Source organism: Emticicia aquatilis (assembly GCF_014644295.1).
Taxonomy (GTDB): domain Bacteria; phylum Bacteroidota; class Bacteroidia; order Cytophagales; family Spirosomataceae; genus Emticicia; species Emticicia aquatilis.
Genome location: NZ_BMKK01000005.1, coordinates 82,802 through 106,945 on the forward strand (window position 1 = coordinate 82,802; position 24,144 = coordinate 106,945).

Annotated in this window: 27 protein-coding genes; 11 read left to right on the top strand and 16 right to left on the bottom strand. The window is 35.5% G+C overall.

Annotated features, from left to right (window positions below):
* Window positions 1–114: 114 nt before the first annotated feature.
* Both IEX65_RS13015 and IEX65_RS13020 read right to left on the bottom strand, forming a co-directional pair.
* Window positions 115–513 (bottom strand): hypothetical protein, encoded by a 399-nt coding sequence (locus IEX65_RS13015; protein WP_188766515.1) that lies wholly within the window; start codon window positions 511–513, stop codon window positions 115–117.
* A gap of 117 nt (window positions 514–630) precedes the next feature.
* Window positions 631–1,062 (bottom strand): spectrin repeat-containing protein, encoded by a 432-nt coding sequence (locus IEX65_RS13020; RefSeq protein ID WP_188766516.1) that lies wholly within the window; start codon window positions 1,060–1,062, stop codon window positions 631–633.
* Window positions 1,063–1,239: 177 nt separating this feature from the next.
* Between IEX65_RS13020 and IEX65_RS13025 the strand changes: the two genes are divergently transcribed.
* A complete protein-coding gene (locus IEX65_RS13025; RefSeq protein ID WP_188766517.1) occupies window positions 1,240–1,476 on the top strand; it encodes a helix-turn-helix domain-containing protein in 237 nt (78 codons plus the stop codon).
* A 64-nt stretch (window positions 1,477–1,540) separates the two neighbouring features.
* Here the strand turns inward: IEX65_RS13025 and IEX65_RS13030 are convergent, their stop codons facing one another.
* The 6 genes from IEX65_RS13030 to IEX65_RS13055 form a co-directional block, all read right to left on the bottom strand.
* Window positions 1,541–1,843, bottom strand: coding sequence for a helix-turn-helix domain-containing protein (locus IEX65_RS13030; protein WP_188766518.1), 303 nt, complete (start codon window positions 1,841–1,843; stop codon window positions 1,541–1,543).
* A gap of 78 nt (window positions 1,844–1,921) precedes the next feature.
* Window positions 1,922–2,404, bottom strand: coding sequence for a KH domain-containing protein (locus IEX65_RS13035; RefSeq protein ID WP_188766519.1), 483 nt, complete (start codon window positions 2,402–2,404; stop codon window positions 1,922–1,924).
* Window positions 2,405–2,737: 333 nt separating this feature from the next.
* Window positions 2,738–3,574 (bottom strand): hypothetical protein, encoded by an 837-nt coding sequence (locus IEX65_RS13040; RefSeq protein WP_188766520.1) that lies wholly within the window; start codon window positions 3,572–3,574, stop codon window positions 2,738–2,740.
* Window positions 3,567–3,905: a helix-turn-helix domain-containing protein gene (locus IEX65_RS13045; protein ID WP_188766521.1), complete on the bottom strand. Its 339-nt coding sequence runs from the start codon at window positions 3,903–3,905 to the stop codon at window positions 3,567–3,569. Before IEX65_RS13045 ends, IEX65_RS13040 begins: the two co-directional genes overlap by 8 nt.
* An 84-nt stretch (window positions 3,906–3,989) precedes the next feature.
* On the bottom strand, window positions 3,990–4,784 hold the full coding sequence (locus tag IEX65_RS13050; protein ID WP_188766522.1) for a hypothetical protein: 795 nt from the start codon (window positions 4,782–4,784) through the stop codon (window positions 3,990–3,992).
* A 62-nt stretch (window positions 4,785–4,846) separates the two neighbouring features.
* Window positions 4,847–5,926, bottom strand: a complete 1,080-nt coding sequence (locus IEX65_RS13055; protein ID WP_188766523.1) for a site-specific integrase — start codon at window positions 5,924–5,926, stop codon at window positions 4,847–4,849.
* A gap of 327 nt (window positions 5,927–6,253) precedes the next feature.
* Between IEX65_RS13055 and IEX65_RS13060 the strand changes: the two genes are divergently transcribed.
* A complete protein-coding gene (locus IEX65_RS13060; RefSeq protein WP_188766524.1) occupies window positions 6,254–6,574 on the top strand; it encodes a hypothetical protein in 321 nt (106 codons plus the stop codon).
* A 49-nt stretch (window positions 6,575–6,623) separates the two neighbouring features.
* Window positions 6,624–8,525: an AAA domain-containing protein gene (locus IEX65_RS13065; RefSeq protein ID WP_188766525.1), complete on the top strand. Its 1,902-nt coding sequence runs from the start codon at window positions 6,624–6,626 to the stop codon at window positions 8,523–8,525.
* 61 nt (window positions 8,526–8,586) lie between these two features.
* On the opposite strand, the gene IEX65_RS13070 is transcribed toward IEX65_RS13065, so the two are convergent.
* The 3 genes from IEX65_RS13070 to IEX65_RS13080 all read right to left on the bottom strand — a co-directional run bounded on the left by IEX65_RS13070 (window position 8,587) and on the right by IEX65_RS13080 (window position 13,066).
* Window positions 8,587–9,243, bottom strand: coding sequence for a Uma2 family endonuclease (locus tag IEX65_RS13070; protein ID WP_188766526.1), 657 nt, complete (start codon window positions 9,241–9,243; stop codon window positions 8,587–8,589).
* Between the two features lie 118 nt (window positions 9,244–9,361).
* Window positions 9,362–10,189 carry a sterol desaturase family protein gene (locus tag IEX65_RS13075; protein ID WP_188766527.1) on the bottom strand — a complete coding sequence of 276 codons (828 nt, stop codon included), beginning with the start codon at window positions 10,187–10,189 and terminating at the stop codon, window positions 9,362–9,364.
* Window positions 10,190–10,261: 72 nt separating this feature from the next.
* The gene (locus IEX65_RS13080) at window positions 10,262–13,066 is read right to left on the bottom strand and encodes a DUF5689 domain-containing protein (RefSeq protein ID WP_188766528.1); all 2,805 of its coding nucleotides are present in this window, start codon (window positions 13,064–13,066) and stop codon (window positions 10,262–10,264) included.
* Between the two features lie 139 nt (window positions 13,067–13,205).
* Here IEX65_RS13080 and IEX65_RS13085 point away from each other — a divergent pair, with 139 nt between their 5' ends.
* Window positions 13,206–13,724, top strand: a complete 519-nt coding sequence (locus IEX65_RS13085; protein WP_188766529.1) for a D-glycero-alpha-D-manno-heptose-1,7-bisphosphate 7-phosphatase — start codon at window positions 13,206–13,208, stop codon at window positions 13,722–13,724.
* A gap of 2 nt (window positions 13,725–13,726) precedes the next feature.
* On the opposite strand, the gene IEX65_RS28125 is transcribed toward IEX65_RS13085, so the two are convergent.
* Together IEX65_RS28125 and IEX65_RS13090 are read right to left on the bottom strand one after the other, a co-directional pair.
* Window positions 13,727–13,852 carry a hypothetical protein gene (locus IEX65_RS28125; RefSeq protein ID WP_262891860.1) on the bottom strand — a complete coding sequence of 42 codons (126 nt, stop codon included), beginning with the start codon at window positions 13,850–13,852 and terminating at the stop codon, window positions 13,727–13,729.
* A 100-nt stretch (window positions 13,853–13,952) separates the two neighbouring features.
* The gene (locus tag IEX65_RS13090) at window positions 13,953–15,440 is read right to left on the bottom strand and encodes a type III PLP-dependent enzyme domain-containing protein (protein WP_188766530.1); all 1,488 of its coding nucleotides are present in this window, start codon (window positions 15,438–15,440) and stop codon (window positions 13,953–13,955) included.
* A gap of 287 nt (window positions 15,441–15,727) precedes the next feature.
* Between IEX65_RS13090 and IEX65_RS13095 the strand changes: the two genes are divergently transcribed.
* Together IEX65_RS13095 and IEX65_RS13100 are read left to right on the top strand one after the other, a co-directional pair.
* Window positions 15,728–17,197, top strand: a complete 1,470-nt coding sequence (locus tag IEX65_RS13095) for a UDP-N-acetylmuramate--L-alanine ligase (protein ID WP_188766531.1) — start codon at window positions 15,728–15,730, stop codon at window positions 17,195–17,197.
* A 106-nt stretch (window positions 17,198–17,303) separates the two neighbouring features.
* On the top strand, window positions 17,304–17,954 hold the full coding sequence (locus IEX65_RS13100) for an HNH endonuclease (RefSeq protein WP_188766532.1): 651 nt from the start codon (window positions 17,304–17,306) through the stop codon (window positions 17,952–17,954).
* Between the two features lie 83 nt (window positions 17,955–18,037).
* On the opposite strand, the gene IEX65_RS13105 is transcribed toward IEX65_RS13100, so the two are convergent.
* A complete protein-coding gene (locus tag IEX65_RS13105; RefSeq protein WP_188766533.1) occupies window positions 18,038–18,475 on the bottom strand; it encodes a CBS domain-containing protein in 438 nt (145 codons plus the stop codon).
* A 276-nt stretch (window positions 18,476–18,751) separates the two neighbouring features.
* On the opposite strand from IEX65_RS13105, the gene rplU reads away from it, so the two are divergent.
* The 4 genes from rplU (at window position 18,752) to mog (ending at window position 20,824) form a co-directional block, all read left to right on the top strand.
* Complete coding sequence (gene rplU, locus IEX65_RS13110; RefSeq protein WP_188766534.1) at window positions 18,752–19,063, top strand: 50S ribosomal protein L21; 312 nt, start codon at window positions 18,752–18,754, stop codon at window positions 19,061–19,063.
* Between the two features lie 93 nt (window positions 19,064–19,156).
* Window positions 19,157–19,414, top strand: coding sequence for a 50S ribosomal protein L27 (rpmA, locus tag IEX65_RS13115; RefSeq protein WP_188766535.1), 258 nt, complete (start codon window positions 19,157–19,159; stop codon window positions 19,412–19,414).
* A 224-nt stretch (window positions 19,415–19,638) separates the two neighbouring features.
* The gene (locus IEX65_RS13120) at window positions 19,639–20,235 is read left to right on the top strand and encodes a NifU family protein (protein WP_188766536.1); all 597 of its coding nucleotides are present in this window, start codon (window positions 19,639–19,641) and stop codon (window positions 20,233–20,235) included.
* Window positions 20,236–20,302: 67 nt separating this feature from the next.
* The gene (gene mog, locus IEX65_RS13125) at window positions 20,303–20,824 is read left to right on the top strand and encodes a molybdopterin adenylyltransferase (RefSeq protein WP_188766537.1); all 522 of its coding nucleotides are present in this window, start codon (window positions 20,303–20,305) and stop codon (window positions 20,822–20,824) included.
* Between the two features lie 119 nt (window positions 20,825–20,943).
* Here the strand turns inward: mog and IEX65_RS13130 are convergent, their stop codons facing one another.
* Window positions 20,944–21,516, bottom strand: coding sequence for a hypothetical protein (locus IEX65_RS13130; protein ID WP_188766538.1), 573 nt, complete (start codon window positions 21,514–21,516; stop codon window positions 20,944–20,946).
* A 161-nt stretch (window positions 21,517–21,677) separates the two neighbouring features.
* Here IEX65_RS13130 and IEX65_RS13135 point away from each other — a divergent pair, with 161 nt between their 5' ends.
* Window positions 21,678–22,877: a carboxypeptidase-like regulatory domain-containing protein gene (locus IEX65_RS13135; RefSeq protein WP_188766539.1), complete on the top strand. Its 1,200-nt coding sequence runs from the start codon at window positions 21,678–21,680 to the stop codon at window positions 22,875–22,877.
* Window positions 22,878–22,947: 70 nt separating this feature from the next.
* Here IEX65_RS13135 and ychF read toward each other — a convergent pair whose 3' ends face one another.
* Window positions 22,948–24,051, bottom strand: coding sequence for a redox-regulated ATPase YchF (gene ychF, locus IEX65_RS13140; protein ID WP_188766540.1), 1,104 nt, complete (start codon window positions 24,049–24,051; stop codon window positions 22,948–22,950).
* Between the last annotated feature and the right edge of the window lie 93 nt (window positions 24,052–24,144).

Here is a 24,144-nt window from a genome sequence, read left to right on the forward strand (position 1 = left end):
ATATTATTGAATAATATCTGTTCTTATTTTAGCTATTTGAACACTTTCGTTGTCTTATCTTATTATTTGATTGAGACTTATTCCCTGTCAATGTAAAGCTCTGATAGAGTTTAGTCATTGTTTTATGTGAAATTTTATCATAACAGTAAAACTTTTATCATCTTCCATATATTCTGAAATTGTTTTAGAACCATCATTATAAGTGATAGTTTCACCAAATTTTGTTGCTTTTCTATTCATATTAGGCGTTAATTTTATGAATAGGTTATCAGCCTCTATAATATTTAGCTTTTCAAAAAATATAGCTAATAATTTCTCACTTTGTTTATCAAACAAATAGACATTCTTTTTATTATATTGATTATTATTTGAAAGAGTAACTTTTATGAACTTATCAGTTCGAGTAGTATTAATGTTATCATAAGAAGGAACTACATCTTTCTTGAAGTCTTGAAAATCTGATTGACCAAAACATTTTATACTAAATACTATGAAAAACAATAATTTATTCATTTCTATTTTTTAAAAGTTATTAAAAAAACATTTAGTTTTCGTCTTATAAGGGCATAATAATACCTTTGTAGTAGAAGGATTAAAAATAATTATTGCACTTAAATATCTCTTCTACATTTAATTAAGCTGTTTTAATTCTTTATTGGCAGTATTAATAATATTATTCAATCTGTCAATTACATTGTTAAATATGTTTGAGTTGCTGTAATCTCTTGGGTTACTATTCAAATCATTTATCAAATAAGTTATTGATGCTCCCATCTTAACACCTATTGCTTGAATATCAGCATCATTGTTATTAGTTAGTTTATTGGCTTCATTTGAACAATAATTAATATTATCACGTATTGTTTGTACGTTTTTATCAAATTGTCTCTGTCTTTCAGCTAATGCTTGATACACATTATTTCTATCTCTACCATATACAGCATTTCTATCATAAGGTTCAATATAATCTGAGCCTTTGACTGTTTTAGAAAGATAACTTGATTGTGAAAATGCTTCATCTAAAGTGAAAAACATTATCAATGCTATTGCAATTTTTTTCATTTTAATATCAGTTTGAGAGTGTAATAATTAAATTAGTTATATGTATTTGTGATAATGGTATTTGTGGATTAATTCAACTTTTGTTTCTTATAACTATTATTAATAACAATAAAAGAAAAAATAAAATACCCAATATATTGGGTGGATTAGGGTAAAAATTAAGCCCACTTTTGGGCTGTGAATAATGTACGAAATAAAGAGCTACTAATAAGATTTGGGTTAAATCTTAAAAGGCTAAGAGAACAACAGGGTCTTAGCCAAGAAGAACTTTATTATCGGGCTAATTTATCAAAAAATCAAATAGGTAATATTGAAAGAGGAGAAGTAAATACGACAATCTCCACAGTTTATGTCATAGCAAAAGCTCTTCAAATTGATGTTAAAGAGTTATTTATGTTTGAAAATGAACTTTAGATTATTATTGTTAACGAAATTTCATTCCCATAACGTATAGTGATAAAAATAAAATTCTTTGGTATTACACACTTTCTAAATCATTTGAAGGTACTACAAATAATTTTACACCTAAATATGATTCAATTAAATAAAGGGTTTCTAAAGTAAAATTGTGAGTACCTGATAGCCACTTTGTTACTTCTGATGGGTTTTTGTGCATAACTACTGCTAATTGCTTTTTACTCCAGCCCTTAGCTTTAAGTGCATCATCAATTAATACCGCTATCAGCATATTTCTTTTAGTTTTATCAAAATCATTAGAGCTTCTACGTGCTATAAAATTTGATACTACTGGACTTTTATATTTTCGTGCTTGATTTTCCATAGTTTTACTTTGTTTCAATTCCTGAATGGTGCGATTTATGTATGTGTTTTATTAATTAATATTCATATTAAACATTAATTAATCTTCAAAAATCATATTACCTTCTAATTTTTTACCATCATCAGACCACCACAATTCTCTGTCCTTTAATGCTTCTGTTATCTTTTTAGAAATATATCTGAGTAAATAGTTCTCTGTCTTTAACTTTTCATCATCTTGTAAAGCTCTAACATTTTTTATTCCACCACCTCCTAATATTATGCAAGTTGAGCCATATCTGATACAATAAAGACGTAGCTTTTTATCAGGAGAGTCATATAAAGCACAAATTCCATCACCAAGTGTACCTTCATTTGGTTTAAAAAATTGCTCTCTTGCTCCTGTCATATTACCAATTAATTCTAATCTATCAGTAATTGAGCCAAGTTCATTAGTATATGAATTTTCATTTTCCTCTACAAATTGGTCAAAAAGCGTTTTTTCCATGCTATCTATCCAAATAGAATAAACACTTGCTTTTTTGCCTGAAAATTCATCAAGTTCAACAATTTCAAATTTCATAATACAAATATAGAAATTTTACTTTAAAGTAAAATATTGATTATGTTTTTTTCAGATAACAGTATTTTTGTAATAATTATCTTTGAAAATTTTCGTAATAACAAAGTCATAATTTTGATAATTATAAAAAAATAGCTTGGCTGTATGTTAACCAAGCTACGAAATAGAGCAATTAAATAAGTTACCAATTAAAAACCACTATTATTTGCGGTAATTTATATGGTTAATATCTTCTTTTATCTATCAGATATTACATAACCTTTCAATATATTTCTTGTAAGTGCTACTTATTTACCATTCAAGTATAGTGTCAATAAGTAATCATTTTAACAATTATAATAAACTTAAACTAATCCATTTATCCTTAATAATATCTTTAGTTCTATCTTGAATCAAATCTGAATATTGACTTACAATTTTTTTATATTGCTTCAATTCCCTATACCTTTTATTCTTTTCTAAATGTAACCAGTAATTACTATCCTTCCATCTATGTAATTGTAGCTGTCTTTTATTAGTAAAACTGTCAATATTAATAGATTTATCAAACAATAGTATTTTATCCCACTCATATAATAGTACATCTTGAATTAAGTCAATCCAATGATTTTCTTGTAAATCACTTAACTTTCTAATACCTAATTTCTTTAATCTTTCCATCTTAATAAATTTCAATTCAAATCTCATTAGTTGTCCTGAAAGATTATATTGATTGGCTTTATTATAGACTTTTAGGTAATATTGACTATGGTGTGCTTGTTTGTAGAAACCTCTTTTTCTTGTATCAAAATCTTTGTTTTTATGTACAACTAAGCCCTCTATTATTGATTGGGTATTAATCACAGGAACAATATTAACACCGAGTTCGATATTCTGTAAATAGCAATCATCTAAATTAAAATGGAATTTGTTTTGTAAATCCTCAACAACTAATTGCAACATAGAGAAAGTAAAATCATTATGATTGTGTTCTCCTTCATTATAATATTTGTGTAAACTTCCTGATACAATTAGATAACCTGAATCGAAACTTTTAAATGTAAAACCATTGTAATTAGCTTCTTTATGGCTTTTGGTTTTATCTTTATTCTGTTTACAAATAAATTTCAACAATGAATTAGTAGTAATTTCCTTGAAATTAGCTACTTTAAATTTTACAAAATCAACCATTTCTCTTTAATTTCAATTTATTGGTCAATTCTGTTTTTGTTAGTTTCCTTCCGTTCTTTAACCACTCATTTAATTCATTCTTTGAGAAGTAAAGCTTTTTTTGTCCATCTATTTTATTAAATGGTATGCTCCTTTTATTAACCATTGAATAGATAGTTGGAACTGCTAAATTTAACATTGTAGATGCCTCTTGAATTGTTAAAAATTCATTCTGAAAGGTATCATCAACCCTTTGGGGTATAGAGAAATGTAGAACTGCTGTATTTACAGCTTTTTCAATGAGACTGTAAAGTTCATTAGGAGTAGTTACTATAATTTGATTTGCTATCATTTTGTGAATGTTTAAGTGTTTCACAAATGTGATAGAATGTAGAATATGTATTTGTTGAGTCAATATTGACTCAATATTAGATTTTTATTTATTTTTATCATTGTATTGTTCAGTTGCGGTTTTTAACAATTTTTCAAATATTTTCAAATAGGTCTCTTTGGGAACATTAAAATTGATATGTGCAGAATATCTATCAAAATTATTGTTAAATAATTTACCAAAATAGTCCATAAATTCTTTTTGAGTAGGAAAACTATCATCTTGATTATAAATGAGTTTTAAATCATGTAAAGCATAGAGTAATCTTATAATATCAACTTTAGCACCATCCTTTAATTTAAAAGGATAATTGGTTTGAGTATTAATAATTTCACTTTCAATAAGGAAATGTCTTTTAATTTTATCAATCTCTTGTTTCAAAAACATGAATGAGCCTTCTATATCTTCATAGTATGGCTTCAAATAATCTAAATCTTTTGCAACTGATTCAAAGTAAGATAACTTTTCACTTACACTATCTATTTCAGATTTTGTATCTTTGAAATCTATTAATTTTAGCCTCCAAGTATGAAATTCATCTTTTAGGATATTGATACTATCTTTGATGAATCTATCATAAAATTGTTGTTTTACATCTTCAATACTAACTTTATTACTATAATCTATTTCTGTAATCTCTGTCCATTTTGGTTGTGGCTCTAATGTATAATAATGGTCTTCGGCACTCCAAAAGAAAATTTTATTGTTTTGTATAACCTTTTTATAATTTAAAGGTAATTGGTCAATAAAATTATCCAAAGACCCATATTTTAGTTGAGTTATTAGTTCATGCGTTAATTGATTTGCAGATAATATGTTTTTATAAAAAGTGAAGTTCATAGAGTTTCTTTTAATCTCTAAATTTTTTGAATTATAATTAAATGATACATTTATTATCAACTTCAATAGTTAGGTATAGCATTTACAGCTTTCTTTTTCATTTCATCAGCTATCCTTATATATTTCATTGTGTGCTTTAATGATGTATGCCCCATAAGTTTACTTACAGTAACAATATCACTTCCATAGAAAGCTAATAACGTACCAAATGTGTGCCTTGCACAATGGAATGTAATATGTTTATCTACCCCTGCTGTCTTTGCCCAGTTTTCAAGGTTTTTAATTGTTGCATTATGGCTTGGTAAATTAAACACGAAATCATCATCTTTTTTACGTTCAGGTAAAAATTTCTTTGCATTTGCATTCAAAAATAAATTTACTGTTATGTCTGTTTTAGCTTGATTCATTTGTAATGAGTCACCCTTTATGTATTTCCATTTAAGTGCTTTTATATCAACAAATCGCAAACCTGTATTACAAGCAAATAAGAAAGCATTCTTTACGTTCTCATTACCACAATAGCTTACTGTCAATAATTTCAATTCATCAATATTCAAAACCTCCTTTTCTATACTCTTTTCCTGTTTAGTATTTTTTACATCCTCAGTCGGGTTTTGCTTAAAAATTCGATTTTTACCTTTACTTGAATATGTTATAAATTTTTTAAACCTTGCAAAATATGTGTGAGGGGTTTCACCATTTAATTTTTTGTCAAGATAGTTTTTGAATTTAATACATAAGTTTTCATCAATTTGATTAATGGAGATAGGTGGAGGTGCAAACTCTTTAAACTGTTGATAAACTGCCACCATTACTCTTTTATCCTTCTGTGTATAGTCTTTAAGATAGTTATCAAAATAAGTATAAAAGTCTTGATTTTTAGTTTTCTTTTGTTCAAGTATCTCATCAATCTCATTACTAAATAACTGTTTTTCTCGTTCAACTCTAAGAGCTTCCACTTTAATCTTAACTTCCTTATTATGTTGTTTTTCGAGTACCCCTTTAGGTGTAATAAAAAGAAATTCATCAGTAGCCTCCCACGTTCTCTTATTAAGCTTATATAATAGGTAAAGCCTTTCTCTATTAGTAGAGGTAACTTTACTTACAATTTTAACTCGGTATTTAGTAGATTGCGTTTCCATCTTTGATACTCTATATTTATATTTATTTTGCAGTACTATGTAAAGGTAAAAAAAGTGTAGAAAAAACAAAAATTCTGCAATAATTGTAGAAAAATTGTAGAAATTTTATAAATACAAATACATAAGTATTTGATTATCAACCATTTAACAACCCATGTTTATTCCCGTCCTCGGTACCACCGTAAAGCCCTGATTATCAGGGCTTTATTTTTTTACACCCTTCTTCAACACCGATTCACCTCCAAACTCTTATCTCCTCTACACAATTTCGTAAAAAACTTTCTCGTTTCTATGCTGAATGTTTTCTGTTCCCAAAATCCACATATCATGGCATTTCAAAATAAATTCAGCAACAATCTCAATGTAGAAACCCTCAAAGGTGCTACCATTGATTTATTATCATTCATGAGTTCAAATGCCAGCTGGCAAGCAAATATCAAGGAAGCACAGTCAGCAATTGCTAAATTAGAGACGGCTCAATCAAACGAGCAAGCTACTATTGCTTTATCAAATCTTAAAAAGTTTGCTAATCAGATAAAGGAAGTACGTGATTGGTCGGCTATCACCGCTAATGACCAACTAAAGCCTTTGGTTTTAACTGTACAAAAAGTTTTAAACGCAGTCCAGAAACTTCAAAACATAGCCTAATCAATAATTTGCTCTCAATATCAACTGAATATTTCCGTACCTTTGCTGTATGGATTATTTCAAAAAACTTCTTGATTTACTAAAAACCGAGCGTGAAGAAGACCACGCACAGTACCGTAAACTCACTGAACAATCTTCCGTTGCCGAGCGTCGAGCCAATGGCCTTACTTGGTATCCGATTGCCATCAGAGGCTCAGAAATGAGTCGTGGCGATTATTTGACGGTTGAGGTAGAACGCACTACTCACCATGAGCTTTCGCACCAATTACGTGCTGGAATGCCCGCTGTGTTTTTTGGTAATCATGACCCACAAAAAGACCGTGTGGAAGGCACAATTTCGCACCTCAATGCCAATCGTTTAAAAATCACGCTCCGCACCGACGAACTTCCTGACTTTGCTCGTGATGGCAAACTCGGAATCGACTTACTTTTCGATGACAACAGCTACGACGAGATGCAAGCAGCTCTCAAATCGGCGAACGAAATACTTGAAAAACCAGAAGGCAGCTTAGTGAAGATTCTGACGGGTGAGAAAACGCCAACTTTCCGAACCGATTTGCACCCAATTTCGATTCCGAAACTCAATGAGTCTCAAAATAATACTTTAAATAAAATACTATCAGCCAATGAGTTAGCGATTGTTCACGGTCCGCCTGGTACAGGAAAAACCACCACTTTGGTACAAGCAATCAAGGCACTCAGCAAACAAGAAAATAAGGCCCCGATTTTGGTGGTAGCCCCAAGCAATACGGCCGTTGATTTATTGAGCGAAAAACTTTCGGAGGAAGGACTAAACGTCTTGCGTATCGGTAATCCTGCCCGTGTAAGCGAGCGTCTGGTGGCGTTGACATTAGACCATAAAATGACCGACCATCCGATGATGAAAAATGCAAAAACGCTAAAAAAACAAGCAAATGAGTACCGAAATATGGCTCATAAATACAAACGAAGCTTTGGTAAGTCGGAGCGTGACCAACGAAAAGCTTTGTTTGATGAAGCCCACAAAATAATGAAAGAAGTAGGCAATACTGAGCAGTATATCATTGACGATTTAGTGGCAAAAGCTCAGGTAATAACGGCCACTTTGGTAGGGGCAAATCATTACACGATTCGTAATGTAAAATTTCAAACAACAATTATTGATGAAGCTGGCCAAGCCTTAGAGCCTGCGTGTTGGATTCCGATTCTGAAAGCACAAAAAATAATTCTTGCGGGCGACCATTGCCAATTATCACCAACAATTAAATCAAACGAGGCTGCAAAGGCTGGTTTAAGTACGACTTTGCTCGAAAAATGTGTAGCACTTCACCCCGAAGCGGTTACTCTTTTGGAAGAACAATACCGCATGAATGAGCAAATTATGGCACATTCATCTAAGATTTTTTATCAGAATAAATTAAAAGCACATGATTCGGTAGCCAAACGTTTACTTTTTGCTGATGATTCACCACTTGCCTTTATCGACACCGCAGGTTGTAGTTTCGATGAAAAATTGGATGGAACAAGTTCAACCAACCCCGATGAAGCGGCCTTTTTAGTAAAGCATCTGAATATTTTTGTAGAAGAATTGAAGAAAAAAATCAGCACGAATCAATTCCCAAGTATCGCCATTATTTCGCCTTATAAACAACAGATTTCGATTCTGAAAGAACAAGTCGAACACACACCCGAACTACAAGACATTTTGCCACATATTTCGGTCAATACGATTGATAGTTTTCAAGGCCAAGAACGAGACATTGTTTACATCAGTCTCACCCGTAGTAATGCTGAGGGTGCAATTGGTTTCTTGTCAGATATTCGCCGTATGAATGTGGCCATGACTCGTGCCAGAAAAAAACTCGTAGTCATCGGCGACAGTGCCACACTGGCAAGTTCTGATTTTTATGAGGAATTTATCAATTATACCCAAGAAATCGGAGCTTATCAAAGTGCTTGGGAGTGGATGTAATGAAAAACGGTGCCTTCGACAACTTCGGCTGTCCGACACGCTCAGGCACCGTTTTTTAAATTTATTTTAGCAAACTCTGTAAAACCTCAAAGTTTAATTTCTCATCAAAAATAGCTCTAATAGGAATTTCAAAGCCTTCAATAACCTTACTTTTTATTGTTCCGTTGCTTGATTTAAGATTCAATTCGTAGCGTTTTTCTTGTAGCAAATATTGCTCAACTACTTCATTATCAGGGTCTATCATCCAATATTCGGCTACTTTGTGGGTTTCGTAATCATCAAACTTTACGCCTCTATCATTCTTAGCAGTGCTTTTTGAAAGAATCTCTACTATAAAATCAGGTACTGGAAAAAGCGTTTGAACTTCTTTAAAATCTTTAGCTTTTTCATTTCCGAAAAATACAATATTAGGTTCGTAGTCATTCCGACTAAAAACTGTCATTATTTTCTCGAAGCCAACGAAACCAAGGCTGTGCTTATAACAGTATATATTCAATAGCTGGTATAACAAGCCAGTAGCTGTATTGTGCCTTTTCATTACAGGAGAATGCACAATCATTTCGCCATTAATGAACTCGGCTTTTACAGATTCATCTATATCATTGTAGAATTTTTCTCTACGCTGCCTTTCTTCATTCAGTCGAGTATTTACCTCCTGCATCAATATCGCTGCATCGGGTAAATCAAGAATTTGTTCTAATAGGTTTTCGTGAAACATCAATCAATCGTTTTACTTTACTAAGTTAAAGCAAAAATTATTCATTGTCAATTCCTTACGTAAAAAACGGTGTCTTCGACAGCTTCGGCTGTCCGATACGCTCAGACACCGTTTTTTTTTACTCCCCTACTGGCTTCCGATACGCCTCAAAAGGAATTTTTAGTAAGCTGCCCAAACGTGAATTTTCTTCGGGTTTCATGTGAGTATCAATGCCATAAATAATTTTATCACGGTCGAGTGTCATGTATGTACCGAAAAGCCTGTCCCAAATAGAAAAGATATTTCCATAATTCGAGTCGGTATAAGGCAACACATAATGATGATGCACTTTGTGCATATCGGGCGAAACGATTACCCAACTAATAGCATTATCAAGCCATTTTGGAATCACAATATTGGCGTGATTAAACTGCGAAAGTAGCACCGAAATTGCTTGATACATAAATACCATCCACATCGGAGCTCCCGCAATCACGATTCCTGCCGTAGTGAAAATAAAACGAAATACGCTCTCACCAGGGTGATGACGGTTAGCCGAGGTAGTATCAACATTAGTATCTGAATGGTGAATCAAGTGAAATTTCCACATCCATTTTACCTTATGTTCTGTCCAATGCACAAACCATGCCCCTATCAAATCGAGCAAAAGCAAACCAATAATCGTATAAGCCCAAAGCGGCATTTCGGGTAACCACTGTAAAATTCCGAAATTATTATTTACTGCCCATTCGGCCGATTTTAGCAATATAAATGCCAAAGCAAAGTTAATAACGATTGTTGTCAGCGTAAAGAAAATATTGACTCCTGCGTGCTTGATTTTATTGTATTTGAACTGAAAAAGTGGCACTGCATATTCTGCCATCCAGAAGAAAGCAATGCCACCAATTAGAATCGCACTTCGGTGCGACGACGGAATTGTGGCGAAATATTCTACTATTTGTTCCATAATGATTATAAGGGTTTTAGTTTGTAACCCTAAAAATAGTACAAATGTTTCAAACCACAATGCAATCTAATCTTATTGCTTTACTATTTTAAATACACTCACACGGCGTTGTTTATCTGCTATTTTCAAGAAATAAACACCTGCCGAACGCTTCGATAAATCACTATTAAGCTGTTGTTTGATGCTATCCCAAGTGCCATTGCCTTTAAAAATCATAAACCCTTGTGAATTAGAAAGACTTACATCTAACAACTGCTTGCTTAGCGTTTCGTCTAAGTCAAGGTCAATCACATCAGCGGTTGGATTCGGAAAAACTCTTGCATTAATCCCCAGTGCAGGTTCGGTAGCAGTTGGTGGTGCTATAAATTGAAAACGTGCAAAAACTGGCAAGTGGTCAGAAGTAGTCGATGTATAGTTTTTCAAGAACGTGAAAGGCAATGCCACACCTACTGAGCTACTCAAATAACTGGTTTTCAGTTCATTAGAAATCAAAATATGGTCAATCACATTTTCTTGAGAAACATACGAACGATAACCATCATCACTCAAAGCCTTGGTTAGTGCTTGCCAACGCTCCGCATCATCGATGTATTTTTTATAGCTTGATTCTTTAGTAGAACTAATCACCGAAACAGTTTCGTCAACATCATCGTTAAAATCACCAGCTATGATAATATTCTCTTTTGGAAACTGAGCATCAAGACTATCTTTCAGTACCTCAACATCATATTTTCTTTGGCGATACTGCAATTCACGGTCGGCTTCCGTGCCAGTAGTCCCGCCTGTGTTTGCTCGGGCGTGAATACCCACGATGTGCAAGCGTTGTTTTACCCCATCAACCGTCACATCGGCAACCATCAAAAATGGCAAACGGCCACTCGCCCAAAAACGAGCAGGGTCTGATGGATAGTTAGGTAAATTTGTGGCCCCTGTCAATAAAGGTCTCGTAGAAACACTTTTTACAATATCTGTTCTGTAAATAAAACATACTCTCTGAGCATCATCGGCCACACCTCCCGCCGAAATAGCCGATGAGCAAACTCCTTCGTAACCCTTCATTTTGGCAACTAAATTCTTGAATGCAGTTGGGTTCGATACTTCCTCCAAAAAATACAAATCAGATTTAAGTGAATCTAATACTTGTAGCACATTCGCTTGCTGCAAAGCCTCATCCGAAGGGCCATTGGCTGTATTTCCATACCAGTTGATATTCCATGCAGCTACATCAAAGGTTCTATCGACCGAAATACTTAAAACTGCTCCTTGCGGTTTTCCTGTACCTGGAATATCTGCTTGCGAACGAGGGTAAATTTGATAGCCATCATTGAAACGCCCAACCACGCCCGAAATCGTAAAAGTTGCTTGTGGTTTTGTACGGCCATCAATGTCAGTTCCTTCCCAAACCCTCACGGTAGCATTAGCAGTTCCTTCGGCAATCGTATAATTTGTATTGGGTAGGAAAACGAATTTCTTATCCGCAAAACTTACATCCTTCACCAAAATCAAATTACCTTCATTAGCAGCCAATTGGCCGGTTGTAATAGTTTTTGGTGTTAAAACCTTACTCGTTGTTCCGATTTTTGTAAACTCCGAACTTTGTAAATAAAGCTGCTTACTAATATTTGATAATTTCCCGAAAACTTGCACCGAGTCTCCAACAGCGATTGTAGCCGAAACTCCTCCAATCGGAATACCTCCCGTAGCATCTTGGATATAAACCAAATTATTAATTTCGCCCGCCGAAGTCACTCGTCCAGCAATTTTTACAGATGTTTGCTCGGCCAAAGTTTTTACTTTACTGATTGCCTGAATCTCATTAGCGGGCGGATTCACAATTAACTCTATTGCCACCGCAGGGTTACTTTGAAGCACCTTTTGGTCTAATCTAAATACCAAGTTTGTAGTAATACTGCTCGCTTGGGTCTTTGCGATACGCAAATAAACTTTTCCATTATCAACTACTCCACTTTTATCGATTGTGTAAGCTATCAAACCAGTTGTTGATGTCGAGAAATCCTTCTTTGTTGAAAATTCCAAGCCATTACCCACAACCTCGAAAAGATTTCCAGTTAAATTACTGCCCGAAAACACCAACGAATCAACCACAGTTGCACTCGTAATTTGCTTCGGGGCTTTGATAATCGTAATACTCGGACTATCATTTTTAACAAACAATTCCTCCCACTTAGTAGCCACCAGAATACCATCAATTTTCACGGTTGGAGCATTTGCGGCCGTTCCCTGACGCAAAGCAATCGTACCAATATCGCTATCAGTATCGCTTTCAGCGGCTGGCGTTATCGAAATTGGCGTTGCTGGTTCTTTTTCGGTAATTGTTGGGTTTACATACAAAACAACCTCATCATCAGTCGAACTTCCACTTTTGAGTGTATATTTTAGTACAAAAAGATATGTCTTATTCAATTCATAGACCGTAGTAGCATAATTTGGGGTATTACCCGCCTTCGTAACTCCTACCTGAAAGCCTGTTCCGCTTTTTTTAGCAAATACTTTTCCTCTAAAAATTGTACTCAGCGTTGTAGGCCCAAGGTGCAAAAAATAATCACCGGCATCTTGTACGGCCGAAAAATTTGCTAAGAATGCCACATAAACATTACCATCTTTTACAGCAGGAAAATTTCGGTTGATGTCTTCGCCCGAAGTTGTCAAACTGGCCGCTCCGCCAGTAGTTGTCAACCCCGAATAAGCCAAACCATCTACCACTTTTATGGCATTTGTACCTGCTCCACTGTGAGCAACCCAACCATTGGCGGTTAATGATGCACCTGTACTATATTTGAAGTCTTCGTTAAATAATTGTGCTAATAATGTCGTTGAAATAAAGGCCAGCGAAACCGTAAGTAGAGTTTTTAGCATAGTTTTTGAAGTTTTTATTTCAAATATCGGTTTTTATAATTTATTTATTCCATAAACCCAACAAGAAGAATATTTTTTCAGACATTTATCTGATTTTAATTATATTTTTTCTTTTCTTTGTACTACAAAATAATGCTGCATGAAAAAGTGTGTTTTCCTTGACCGAGACGGAGTACTAAACGAAGAACAACACGACTACGTAAGTCGAAAAGAAGATTTTGTGATTAGAGATGGTGTAGCCGAAGGGCTTTCGTTGCTCAAAAAAGCGGGCTATATGCTCATTGTTGTGACCAATCAGGCGGGTATTGCCAAAGGGCTTTATACCGAAAACCTCGTGAGAGATTTTCACGAAATACTGCAATCGGCATGTGGAGGAATTATCGACGACCTCTATTTCTCGAAGCATCACCCAAGTTATACTTCAAACTCACTTCTACGTAAGCCCGATTCGTTGATGATTGAAAAAGCAATAGCAAAATACCAAATTGACTCAACGCAATCGTTTATGATTGGTGATGCCGAACGTGATGTAAAAGCAGGAAAAAAAGCAGGTGTGAAAACAATCCACATCACTGGTGGAAAAGAAACAACAGACTTAGCTGACTGGCAATTTGGCAGCCTGCTCGAAGCATCTCGATTTATTACTCAAATTGTATAAAATCAAGCGTGTCTTTTATCAACAGTAGTTTTGGGCGTGGTTTTTCCATAAGCTGGACATTGCTGACGCTTGCATGAAGCCATTGCTCCTACTACTAAAAAGCTCAAAATCAGTAATTTAACTTTCATCAGAATTTCAATTTTTGTTCTCTCAATATATAATGGTTTGTGCAGGTCTTACATTCTGCACAAACCATTTTTTCTTAAACGTTATTCTTCAATAAATATTTTATGAAGCGGTTTCTTCCGTTACTTCCTCAACGGCCTTCTTCACTTTTTTAACGGTTGTAGTTTTGGGTGCTTCACCATTTCCGTTTGCTTTAAATCCTAAGATTTTCAGCATTGAATCACTATCTTGCTCAGGCGAGAAAAGCTCAGTTACGATATTGCCATCGTCATCCAAATTTACCAATACGTGTTGCGGTGCAGGAATCAAACAGTGCTGAATACCACCATAGCCACCCAACGATTCTTGGTAAGCTCCTGTGTGGAAGAAACCGATGTATTGGTCTTCGTTTTCAATATCAAAAATTGGTAAATACAAGTCTTCTGAGTGAGCCTCGGTATTGTAGAAATCAGCCGAGTCACAAGTCAATCCACCAAGATTTACCTTTTCATACGGACTATCCCAATTATTGACTGGCATCATGATGTATTTCTGACCAATTCCCCACGAATCAGGTAATTGCGTAATAAATGAGCCATCAATCATGTACCACAACTCACGGTCGTTTTGCTGTTTTTTGTCGATAACCTTATAGATAACCGCACCACTTTCGCCCACAGTATAGCTACCAAATTCGGTAAAAATGTGAGGAACAGGTACGTTATTTTTATTACAAATCCATTGGATATTCTCAATAATTTCGTCAATCATCGCTTGGTAATCATAGTTGAAAACCAACGATGTCTGAATCGGTAATCCACCACCAATATCAATCGAATCGAGGTCTGGACAAATCTTCTTCATCTCGCAATATTTAAACATAAAGCGAGTTAGTTCCGACCAATAATAAGCGTTGTCTTTGATACCAGCATTGATAAAAAAGTGCAACATTTTGAGTTTAAAGCGTGGATTTGGTTTAATTTTCTCCAAATACAGACTATTAATATCATTATAACGAACCCCCAAACGAGAAGTATAAAAAGCAAAGTTTGGTTCTTCGTCAGTCGCAATTCTGATACCAACACTCACGGTTTCGGCAGTTGAATGCTCTAAATAATAATCAATTTCTTTCAGATTATCAAGAATCGGAATACAGTTAATGAAGCCATCGTTATGCAAGGCCGAAATGTCTTCCAAGTATTTTGGACGCTTATAGCCATTGCATATTACGTAAGTATTTTTGTTTATCTTTCCATCATCATACAAAGCTCTGATGATATTTATATCAAAAGCCGATGAGGTTTCGAGGTGAACGTTACTTTTGAGGGCAGTTTCGATTACAAACCTAAAATGCGATGATTTCGTGCAGTAACAATACGTATAATTGCCTTTATAGTTATACTTTTTCATAGCATTTCTGAAAAGCAATTTTGCATTATCAATATGCTCTGCTATTTTTGGCAAATAACTAATTTTCAAAGGCGTACCATACTCCTTAATAATATCGGTCAAGCGAACGTTATTGAAGAGTAATGTATGATTTTCATCAACACCAAACTCACGAGTCGGAAACTCAAAGGTTTGTTCGATAAGGTCTATATAACGTTTCATATCTTAAAAGTAGTGCAATTGATTGAGTTCCTCAACAAATTCACTGATAGCTTTTTACCGTTTAGAACGGTCATTGATGGAAATTTGAAAAATATGTGCAAATGTCATATTAAATTAAGAACTTTGCAATGAAATTTGTTTGAAATTAAGAATTAAGAATGAGGAATTAAGAATGTCATTTTCTTATCCAATTTTTTATTTAGTTTAATGTACAACTTAATACTAACTAAGAGTAAAACCATCATTCTTAATTTTTAATTCTTAATTCCTAATTAAGTATTTTCTTCATGTCAAAAAAAATACATTTCATAGCTGTTGGGGGTGCTGTAATGCACAATCTTGCCCTTGCATTAAACAAAAAAGGGTATCAGGTTACGGGTTCAGATGACGAAATAAACGACCCATCGAAAAGTCGTTTAGCGGCAGCAGGTATTCTCCCTGCCGAAATGGGCTGGTTTCCCGAAAAAATCACGTCTGATTTAGATGCTGTTATTCTCGGAATGCACGCTTTTGCCGATAACCCCGAACTCGCTAAAGCACAAGAGCTTGGTCTTAAAATATATTCTTTCCCAGAGTATATCTATGAGCAGAGTCTTAACAAACAGCGTGTTGTGATTGCAGGTAGCCACGGTAAAACCAGTATCACAAGTATTATTTTGCACGTATTAAAATATTTTAATCGCAAATTTGATTATTTAGTTGGAGCCCAAATCGAAGGCTTCGATATTATGGTTGAATTGAACGACGATTCACCAGTTATCATCATCGAAGGCGACGAATACCCTGAGTCAAAAATTCACCTCAAATCGAAGTTTTTATTCTATCATCCGCATATCGCTTTGTTCAGCGGTATCGCTTGGGACCACTTCAATATCTTCCCAACTTTCGATAGTTACGTACGTACGTTTGAAGAATTGGCGGATGGACTACCAAAGGCAGGGAGCATCATTTATGACGAAACCGATGATATTTTAAAGGTTATTGGCGAAAAAGACCGTGCTGATGTATCGAAGTTTCCGTATAAAGCACACCCGTATAAAATCGAAAATGGTAAGTGTATTCTCCAAACCAAAGACGGTGATGTACCGTTAGAAATCTTTGGCGAACACAACATGAAAAACCTCAACGGTGCGAAAATTATCCTCGACCGCTTGGGCATTACCGACGAAGAATTCTACGAAGCAATCCAGCATTTTTCGGGTGCTTCAAAGCGTCTTGAAAAGCTCGGAGAAAACGGAAATACCCTTATTTACAAAGATTTTGCCCACGCTCCATCAAAACTTGAAGCAACAACCAACGCAACAAAATCGTTATATCCGAGCAGAAGATTGGTTGCTTGCTACGAATTGCATACCTTTAGTAGCTTAAACAAAGATTTCTTGCCTCAGTATGAGCATAAAATGAATAATGCCGACACGGCAATTGTTTTCTATTCGCCCCATACACTCGAAATGAAACGTATGCCAATGATTACGCCTGATGATATTAAAAAGGCATTCGGCGATGAAAACTTAATGGTATTTACTGACGCCCAAGCATTGAAAGAGTTTTTGATGAGCCAAAACTGGTTCCAAACAAACCTCTTGATGATGTCGTCTGGTACGTTCGGCGGGCTTGATTTAGTGCAATTATCAAACGAAGTGCTGGCCAAAGAAGTAGTAGAAGAATTTCCGAAAGTAAAAGTTATATCACAACCAAAAGAAGATAATTCGTGGTCGGGCTTGCTCTCGACTTTTAAAAAGGTATTTGAAGGTTAATGCCTTCTCACACACTGAAGTTACATAAATAGTGCAGTGACTAAAAACCGTACTTTGTTGATTTTCAGCAATGTACGGGTATGAAGGATTTTCTATTCATGAAATTATGAATACTAAAATTGAATGTAAAATGGAAGAGAAAAAGCATCCCATGCCACCTTTGCGTGCTACGATTAGATTTCATTCTTACCCAAATGAAATCTGGAGAGAATTTAAACCAGAAGGGGCCAAACGTCGCTACATGGCTTCAAACTTAGGAAGGGTAGCCTCTTTTTATGAAGATTTACACAAAGATGGCTATATTCTAAAACTAACTAAAAGTAACCCAATTAGTGGGCTAAGAATTGCCCTAAAAATGTACTACAAAGGCGATAGGCTTAGTAGAAGGGGCGAGCCAATTAGCGAAGTGAAAAACATTTCTTACCCCGTGCATAATATCATCGCTGAGTTATTTTTAGATAAACCTACCGAAGACCAAGTGCAGGTCATTCACATTGACCACGACAAATTTAATAATGAAGTAAGCAATTTGCGTTGGGCTACCAAGAACGAAGCTTGGAAGCACTTCAAATCAAGTGAGCATTACAAGCCTCCACAAAAAGGGCCGAAATTGACTATTGATAGAGTAAGACTTATCAAACGAAAAATTTTAGAAGGTAAAACAAAACAATCGCTCTTGGCAAAACAATTTGGTTTATCAGAGATGGGAATTTACCGCATAAAAACTGGTAAACTTTGGGCTCACGTTACGGTTTAGCGAATTAGTTATTAGCAAATTGGTTACTGGTCAATTGTTTTCAAGCAACCAGTAACCAATTGCCCAATAACCAATCACAAAAATTAGGCATAATTGCCCGAAATGTATCCTTGTAGCGACTCAATCTGCGATTTTTGCTCTTTAATTATAGACGAAACCACATCGTTGATTGAAATAATACCTGCCAATACACCACCCTCCATTACAGGTAAGTGACGAATATGTTTATCCGACATTATTTGCATAGCTACTTCTAATTTATCTTCCATCTCAATCGTAATCACATTGGCCGTCATTACGTCTTTTACCAATGTATCGTCCGAATGAAGGCCTTTCAATACAATCTTGCGGGCATAATCTCGCTCCGAAAAAATCCCCGATAGTTTTCCTTCGTCAATAACCAATACAGCTCCAATATTTTTATTAGCCATTTCTACCAAAGCATCATATACGGTCGTATCAGAAGTAACCGAAAAAAGGGCATTAATTTTCTTTCCTTGTAGAATTTGACGGATTTTCATAGAATTCAGGAGTTTAAAGGGATTGCGAATAATAATTATTACACAATTTGATAAATAAAATCAAATAAAACAATAGTTTGAAAAATAAAATTATATCATTAACTTTGCAGCCCCAAATAGTGTCTATAAATAGTCAACGGCCAATAGTCGGTAGTCCACAGAGAAATAAAATGCTGTTTATCAGTATTTTTGCCGATTATAAGATTTAGTTAACTATCTAAAGCAACATCGTTTGGAAATTTCAAATTTGATAATTGTTAATTATAATTCAAAATCATGTACGCAATCGTAGAAATCGCAGGGCAGCAATTTAAAGTAGAAAAGGGTCGCACACTCTATACACACAGATTAGAAGGTGATGTGAACGCTGCACTTGTATTCGACAAGGTTCTCCTTGTTGACAACGGCGGAACAGTATCAGTAGGTGCTCCGACCGTTAGTGGTGCTTCAGTAAAAGCAACCATTTTAGAACACTTGAAAGGCGAGAAAGTAATCGTTTTCAAGAAAAAGCGTCGTAAAGGATACGTTAAGAAAAACGGTCACCGTCAGTATTTGACTAAAATTCAAATCGACGAAATCGCTGGATAATCTTCATCGAATTCTAAACAAAGTCATTTAAAATATTTATTAATCTCACCTGCAAGTTTCTCAGAAATAAGTAGGTAAATATTTCAAGAAATCATGGCACACAAAAAAGGTGTTGGTTCGTCAAAAAACGGACGTGAATCAGAAAGCAAACGCTTAGGTGTTAAATTATTTGGTGGCCAAGCGGCTATCGCTGGTAACATCATCGTACGTCAACGTGGTACGAAACACAATGCAGGTGTAAACGTAGGTATCGGTCGTGACCATACTTTGTTTGCATTAGCTGACGGTATCGTTTCTTTCAAAAAAGGACGTGACGGAAAATCATTCGTAAGTGTTGAAGCACAAGCGTAATTACAATTAAGAATTAAGAATGGAGAATGGAGAATGGTTTTGTGCCAATACTATTTCTATATTCTAATTCATAAGAGATTCTAATAAAGAAACCTGTCATTAATGGCAGGTTTTTTTATGCCTTGTTCAAACTAATTTAGTATTATATTTGTTAAAAATTAAGAATATATAGCATGCCAAGAGTCATTCTTAATTCTTAATTCTACATTTTTAATTCAAAACTCATGTTGCAACGCCAAACAATGATTTATACTGAGCTTAGTCCAAATCCAAATTCGATGAAATTTGTGTTGAACTTTGAGCTTGCTCCCGAAGGTCTTACATTCGATTACCCAACCTTGGCTTCGACCATCGACGAATCAAAAGCATCACCTTTGGCTGGCGATTTATTCCAGTTTCCTTTCGTAAGACGTATTTTTATTGCTTCAAACTTCATCACTATCACGAAAGATGATGAAACCGAATGGGAAGATGTGGTATATGACATCAAGAAATTTATCAAGATATTCTTTGAGCAAAATAACCCAGTTTTTGCTCAAAAAACCATTGATAAAAATACATTAATCATTGACGCTAACGATTCGGCGGTTATTGCCAAAATCAAATCAACACTTGACCAATACGTACGTCCTGCAGTAGAATCTGATGGTGGAGCAATCAACTTTGCTTCGTTCGATGAGATTTCTGGACAAGTAAAGGTTTATCTTCAAGGCTCATGCAGTGGTTGTCCGTCATCAACGGTTACACTCAAAGATGGCATCGAACGTTTGTTAAAAACGATGGTTCCAGAAGTGAAAGAAGTCGTAGCAGAAGGAGTTTAATTCATTAATACTAAGCATATAAGACCTGTGAGGAATATCAAGACCTTGCAGGTCTTTTCGTAAAAATATGATAAAAATAGGTGTTATCAATGTCTCCGACCGTGCGAGTGCGGGTATTTATGAAGATATTCCAGGAAAGGCGGTTGTAGAAACATTGAAAGAATATTTGATTTCGGAGTTTGAGACTGTTTATCGAGTTATTCCCGACGAACAGGATTTAATCTCACAAACGCTTATCGAAATGGCCGATGTACATGGTTGTTGCTTAATCGTAACGACTGGCGGAACTGGCCCAGCCTTGCGTGATGTTACGCCCGAAGCTACCGAAGCGGTCTGTCAGAAAATGATGCCAGGTTTTGGAGAATTAATGCGTCAGGAAAGTTTAAAATACGTTCCAACGGCTATTCTTTCACGCCAAACGGCGGGTATTCGTAATCATTCATTGATTGTGAATCTTCCGGGAAAACCAAAGGCTATTCGCCAATGCCTCGATGCTGTTTTTCCTGCTATCCCCTACTGCATTGATTTGATTGAAGGCCCGTATTTGGTTTGTAATCAGGAAGTAATGAAAGAGTTTAGACCGAAATAGTCAACGGTCAGTGGTCAACAGTCCATAGAAAATACAGTTTATATTCTATATGCAAAAAGCCCCGATTCTACGAAGAATTGGGGCTTTTTATATGGTCTATGACAATCATCTGTGGACTATCATAATTTACTATCAGCTTTCAAATAAGTTTTATTACCATTTGAATTGATGTAATATTGTCCACCACGTGGGCCTTGGAAGATTGTACGGCCTTTTTCGTCTTTACCGATTTGCTTGTCAGCACCAGCAACTTTTTTCTTTGTAGCAGCATCTGCTTCTTTGCCATCATCTTTAGTATTTGGCTTCGGAGCTGGCTTAATAGTATTATCCTTATCTGCTGCTTTTTTCTCTTTCTTATCTACTTTCTCAGTAGTTTTTTCTTTCTTGTCAGTTGCTTTCTCCTTTTTGTCGGTCGCTTTTTCTTTTTTATCAGTAGCTTTCTCTTTAGCGTCGCCTTTTTTATCTGCTTTTTCTTTTTTATCGGTAGTTTTTTCTTTTTTCTCTGGCTTCTCTTTCTTTTCAGTTTTTTCAGCCTTTTCTTTCTTTTCTGGTTTTTCTTTTTTCTCAGCTTTTTCAGTTTTTGCTTTTCCTTTCGAACCGCCTTTAGAGCCTTTTTTGTCGTCTTGAGCTGTTGTAGTTAAAACAGCCAAACTCAAAAAGCACATAAATAATAGTGAAAACAAATTTTTCATTTCGTTAATTGGTTTTGATTTTTGGTGAAATACTCGGATACTTAAATTTTGGAACTACCAATAATTTTGTCAAATGTAAGTAAACTATAAAAAAAGATGCAATACTTTTGAGCATATTTTTATGTTTAAACGTTAATAATTAAAGATTTGTAGCAAAATATATGAAATTTAACTCCTTTTTAATCTTATTATTGTTTCCGAGTATAGTTTTTTGTCAGGGATACGCTTCAATTTCGGGAAAAGTAGTAGATAAAAATACTCAAAAAGGAATCCCTCATGCTTATTTGAGTATTCCGAGTAAGGGTTTTTCGAGCGAAACAAATACCCTCGGTGAGTTTAAATTTTTCTTCCCCAAAATCGACTTAGATTCTACTGTCATAGTTTCGGTGATTGGCTATAAGAGCTTTTCAAAAAAAGCCTCTGCTTTTGATTCTTCGTCCGTAGTCGAACTCGAACCTGCCGAGCAATTGGCTTCAGTACAAGGTGGCGACCCAAAAACTATCATTAAAGAGGCCCTTGCCAACGTTAAGAAAACATTTCCTGTTTATGCCAATTATCAGTTAGGTTATTATTTAGAAACTGTCGAGATGGATAAGTTAGGTTTTGTGAAAGTAAAAGAAGGTATTATAAGAATCGAACGCACGCACACACAAAAAAACGTTGATATTGAGCCAGAAAAAATGAAACTACTCAAATCTCGGAAGTATGAGTGGACTGGTCAAACCGCCAAACTCAACGGTTGGGGTTTTGGCAATGGAGCGGCAATCGTAACTCGTTCGCTCGAAACGAGCGTTCCTGACTACTTAGATAGAGGTAGCATCAACGACTACGATTTTAAGATTGATTCTTTGATGACATATTTTGGCGATAGCTTGGTTTATTCGATTAGTTTTAAGCCCGTTGGTAAGAAAGTCAAGGCAGGCAGAAATGGGAAAATTTATCTCACGCAAAATTCGCAGAGTATCGTCAGGATTGAGTACGAAATGACACCAGAAGGCATAAAAAGTGTGATTAAAGGAAATATTACTGACAATACAAAGATTGAAGGTAGGAGTGTAAAAGGCTATAATCAATATTTACCCATGAACGGCCTTTGGCGATTGCAAGATACAAAATTGATTTTCGATGCAAAATTTGAGGATAAACTTGAAAAGAAGTTTGCGACCGAAGCCACAATGACCGTGCAATTTATGGCCAATGAGAGTCTAAGAATGGGTAATCGGTCTGCGATTCAGTTGGGAGAAGAATTACTAACAACCGAGAATTTTGCGAGAGGTGGAAAATTTGAGGAATCCTTTTGGGGAACATCAAACTATTTGATTCCTACTCCTGCCATGTTGAAGATTGCAGATAAGAGATAATGCCCCTATCCTTAAATCCCTTTCCGCATAGGCGGGCCGACCCAATGGGAAAGGGACTTAAAATTACTTGCTATACATTAAATCTAAAGTGCATTACATCGCCATCAGCCACAACGTATTCTTTTCCTTCGATACGTAAACGACCTGCTTCACGACAAGCGGCTTCTGAGCCATACTTAATAAAATCTGCGTAGGCAATAACTTCGGCTTTAATGAAGCCTTTCTCGAAGTCAGTATGAATTACACTGGCTGCTTGTGGGGCTTTCCAACCTTGCTGGATTGTCCAAGCTCTTACTTCCTGCACACCAGCCGTGAAATACGTGCGTAAGTCGAGTAAAGTATAAGCCGAACGAATCAAACGATTAAGACCCGGCTCAGCCAAACCATACTCTTCTAAAAACATTAGTTTATCTTCTGGGTCTTCGAGTTCGGTGATTTGAGCCTCAACTGAGTTATTGAGAACAATCATCTGAGCTTTTTCGGCGTCAGCTACTTTCTGCAATGCTTCCGAATACTTATTACCTGAGTGCATCGAAGCTTCATCAACATTAGCAACATAAAGCACTGGCTTGATTGACAACAAGAATAAATCAGCAATAGCTGGCATTTCTTCTTTCGTAAGACCCAACGACCTGATGCTTTTTCCTTGCAACAACCACTCTTGGCAACGCTTCAAAACATCAAACTCGGCTTTTGCTTTGGCATCGCCACCCACACGGGCTTGTTTCTCAATTTTTTGTAGCTTCTTTTCTACACTATCCAAATCCTTCAACTGAAGCTCAGTATCAATGATTTCTTTATCGCTTACTGGGTTTATGTCGCCTTCTTCACGCAAGATATTTTCATCTTCAAAACATCTTACTACGTGAATAATGGCATCTACTTCACGGATATTCCCCAAAAATTTATTTCCCAAACCTTCGCCCTTACTTGCTCCACGTACTAAGCCCGCAATATCAACGATTTCGATTTGTGTTGGCACAATTCGGTTAGGTTTCACCAGTTCTGATAATTTATTCAAACGCTCATCTGGCACATCAACCAAGCCCACATTTGGGTCGATTGTACAAAAACGATAGTTGCTTGCCTGAGCCTTAGCACTATTTGATACTGCATTGAAAAGTGTCGATTTCCCAACATTGGGCAAACCTACGATACCGACTTGTAAAGCCATATTTGTATTTCGGATTATCTAATTTGCAATTTTAAGAATCAGATAAATCCTTTGTTTAGTTTATTTATTAGAATGAGGGTGCAAAATTACGAC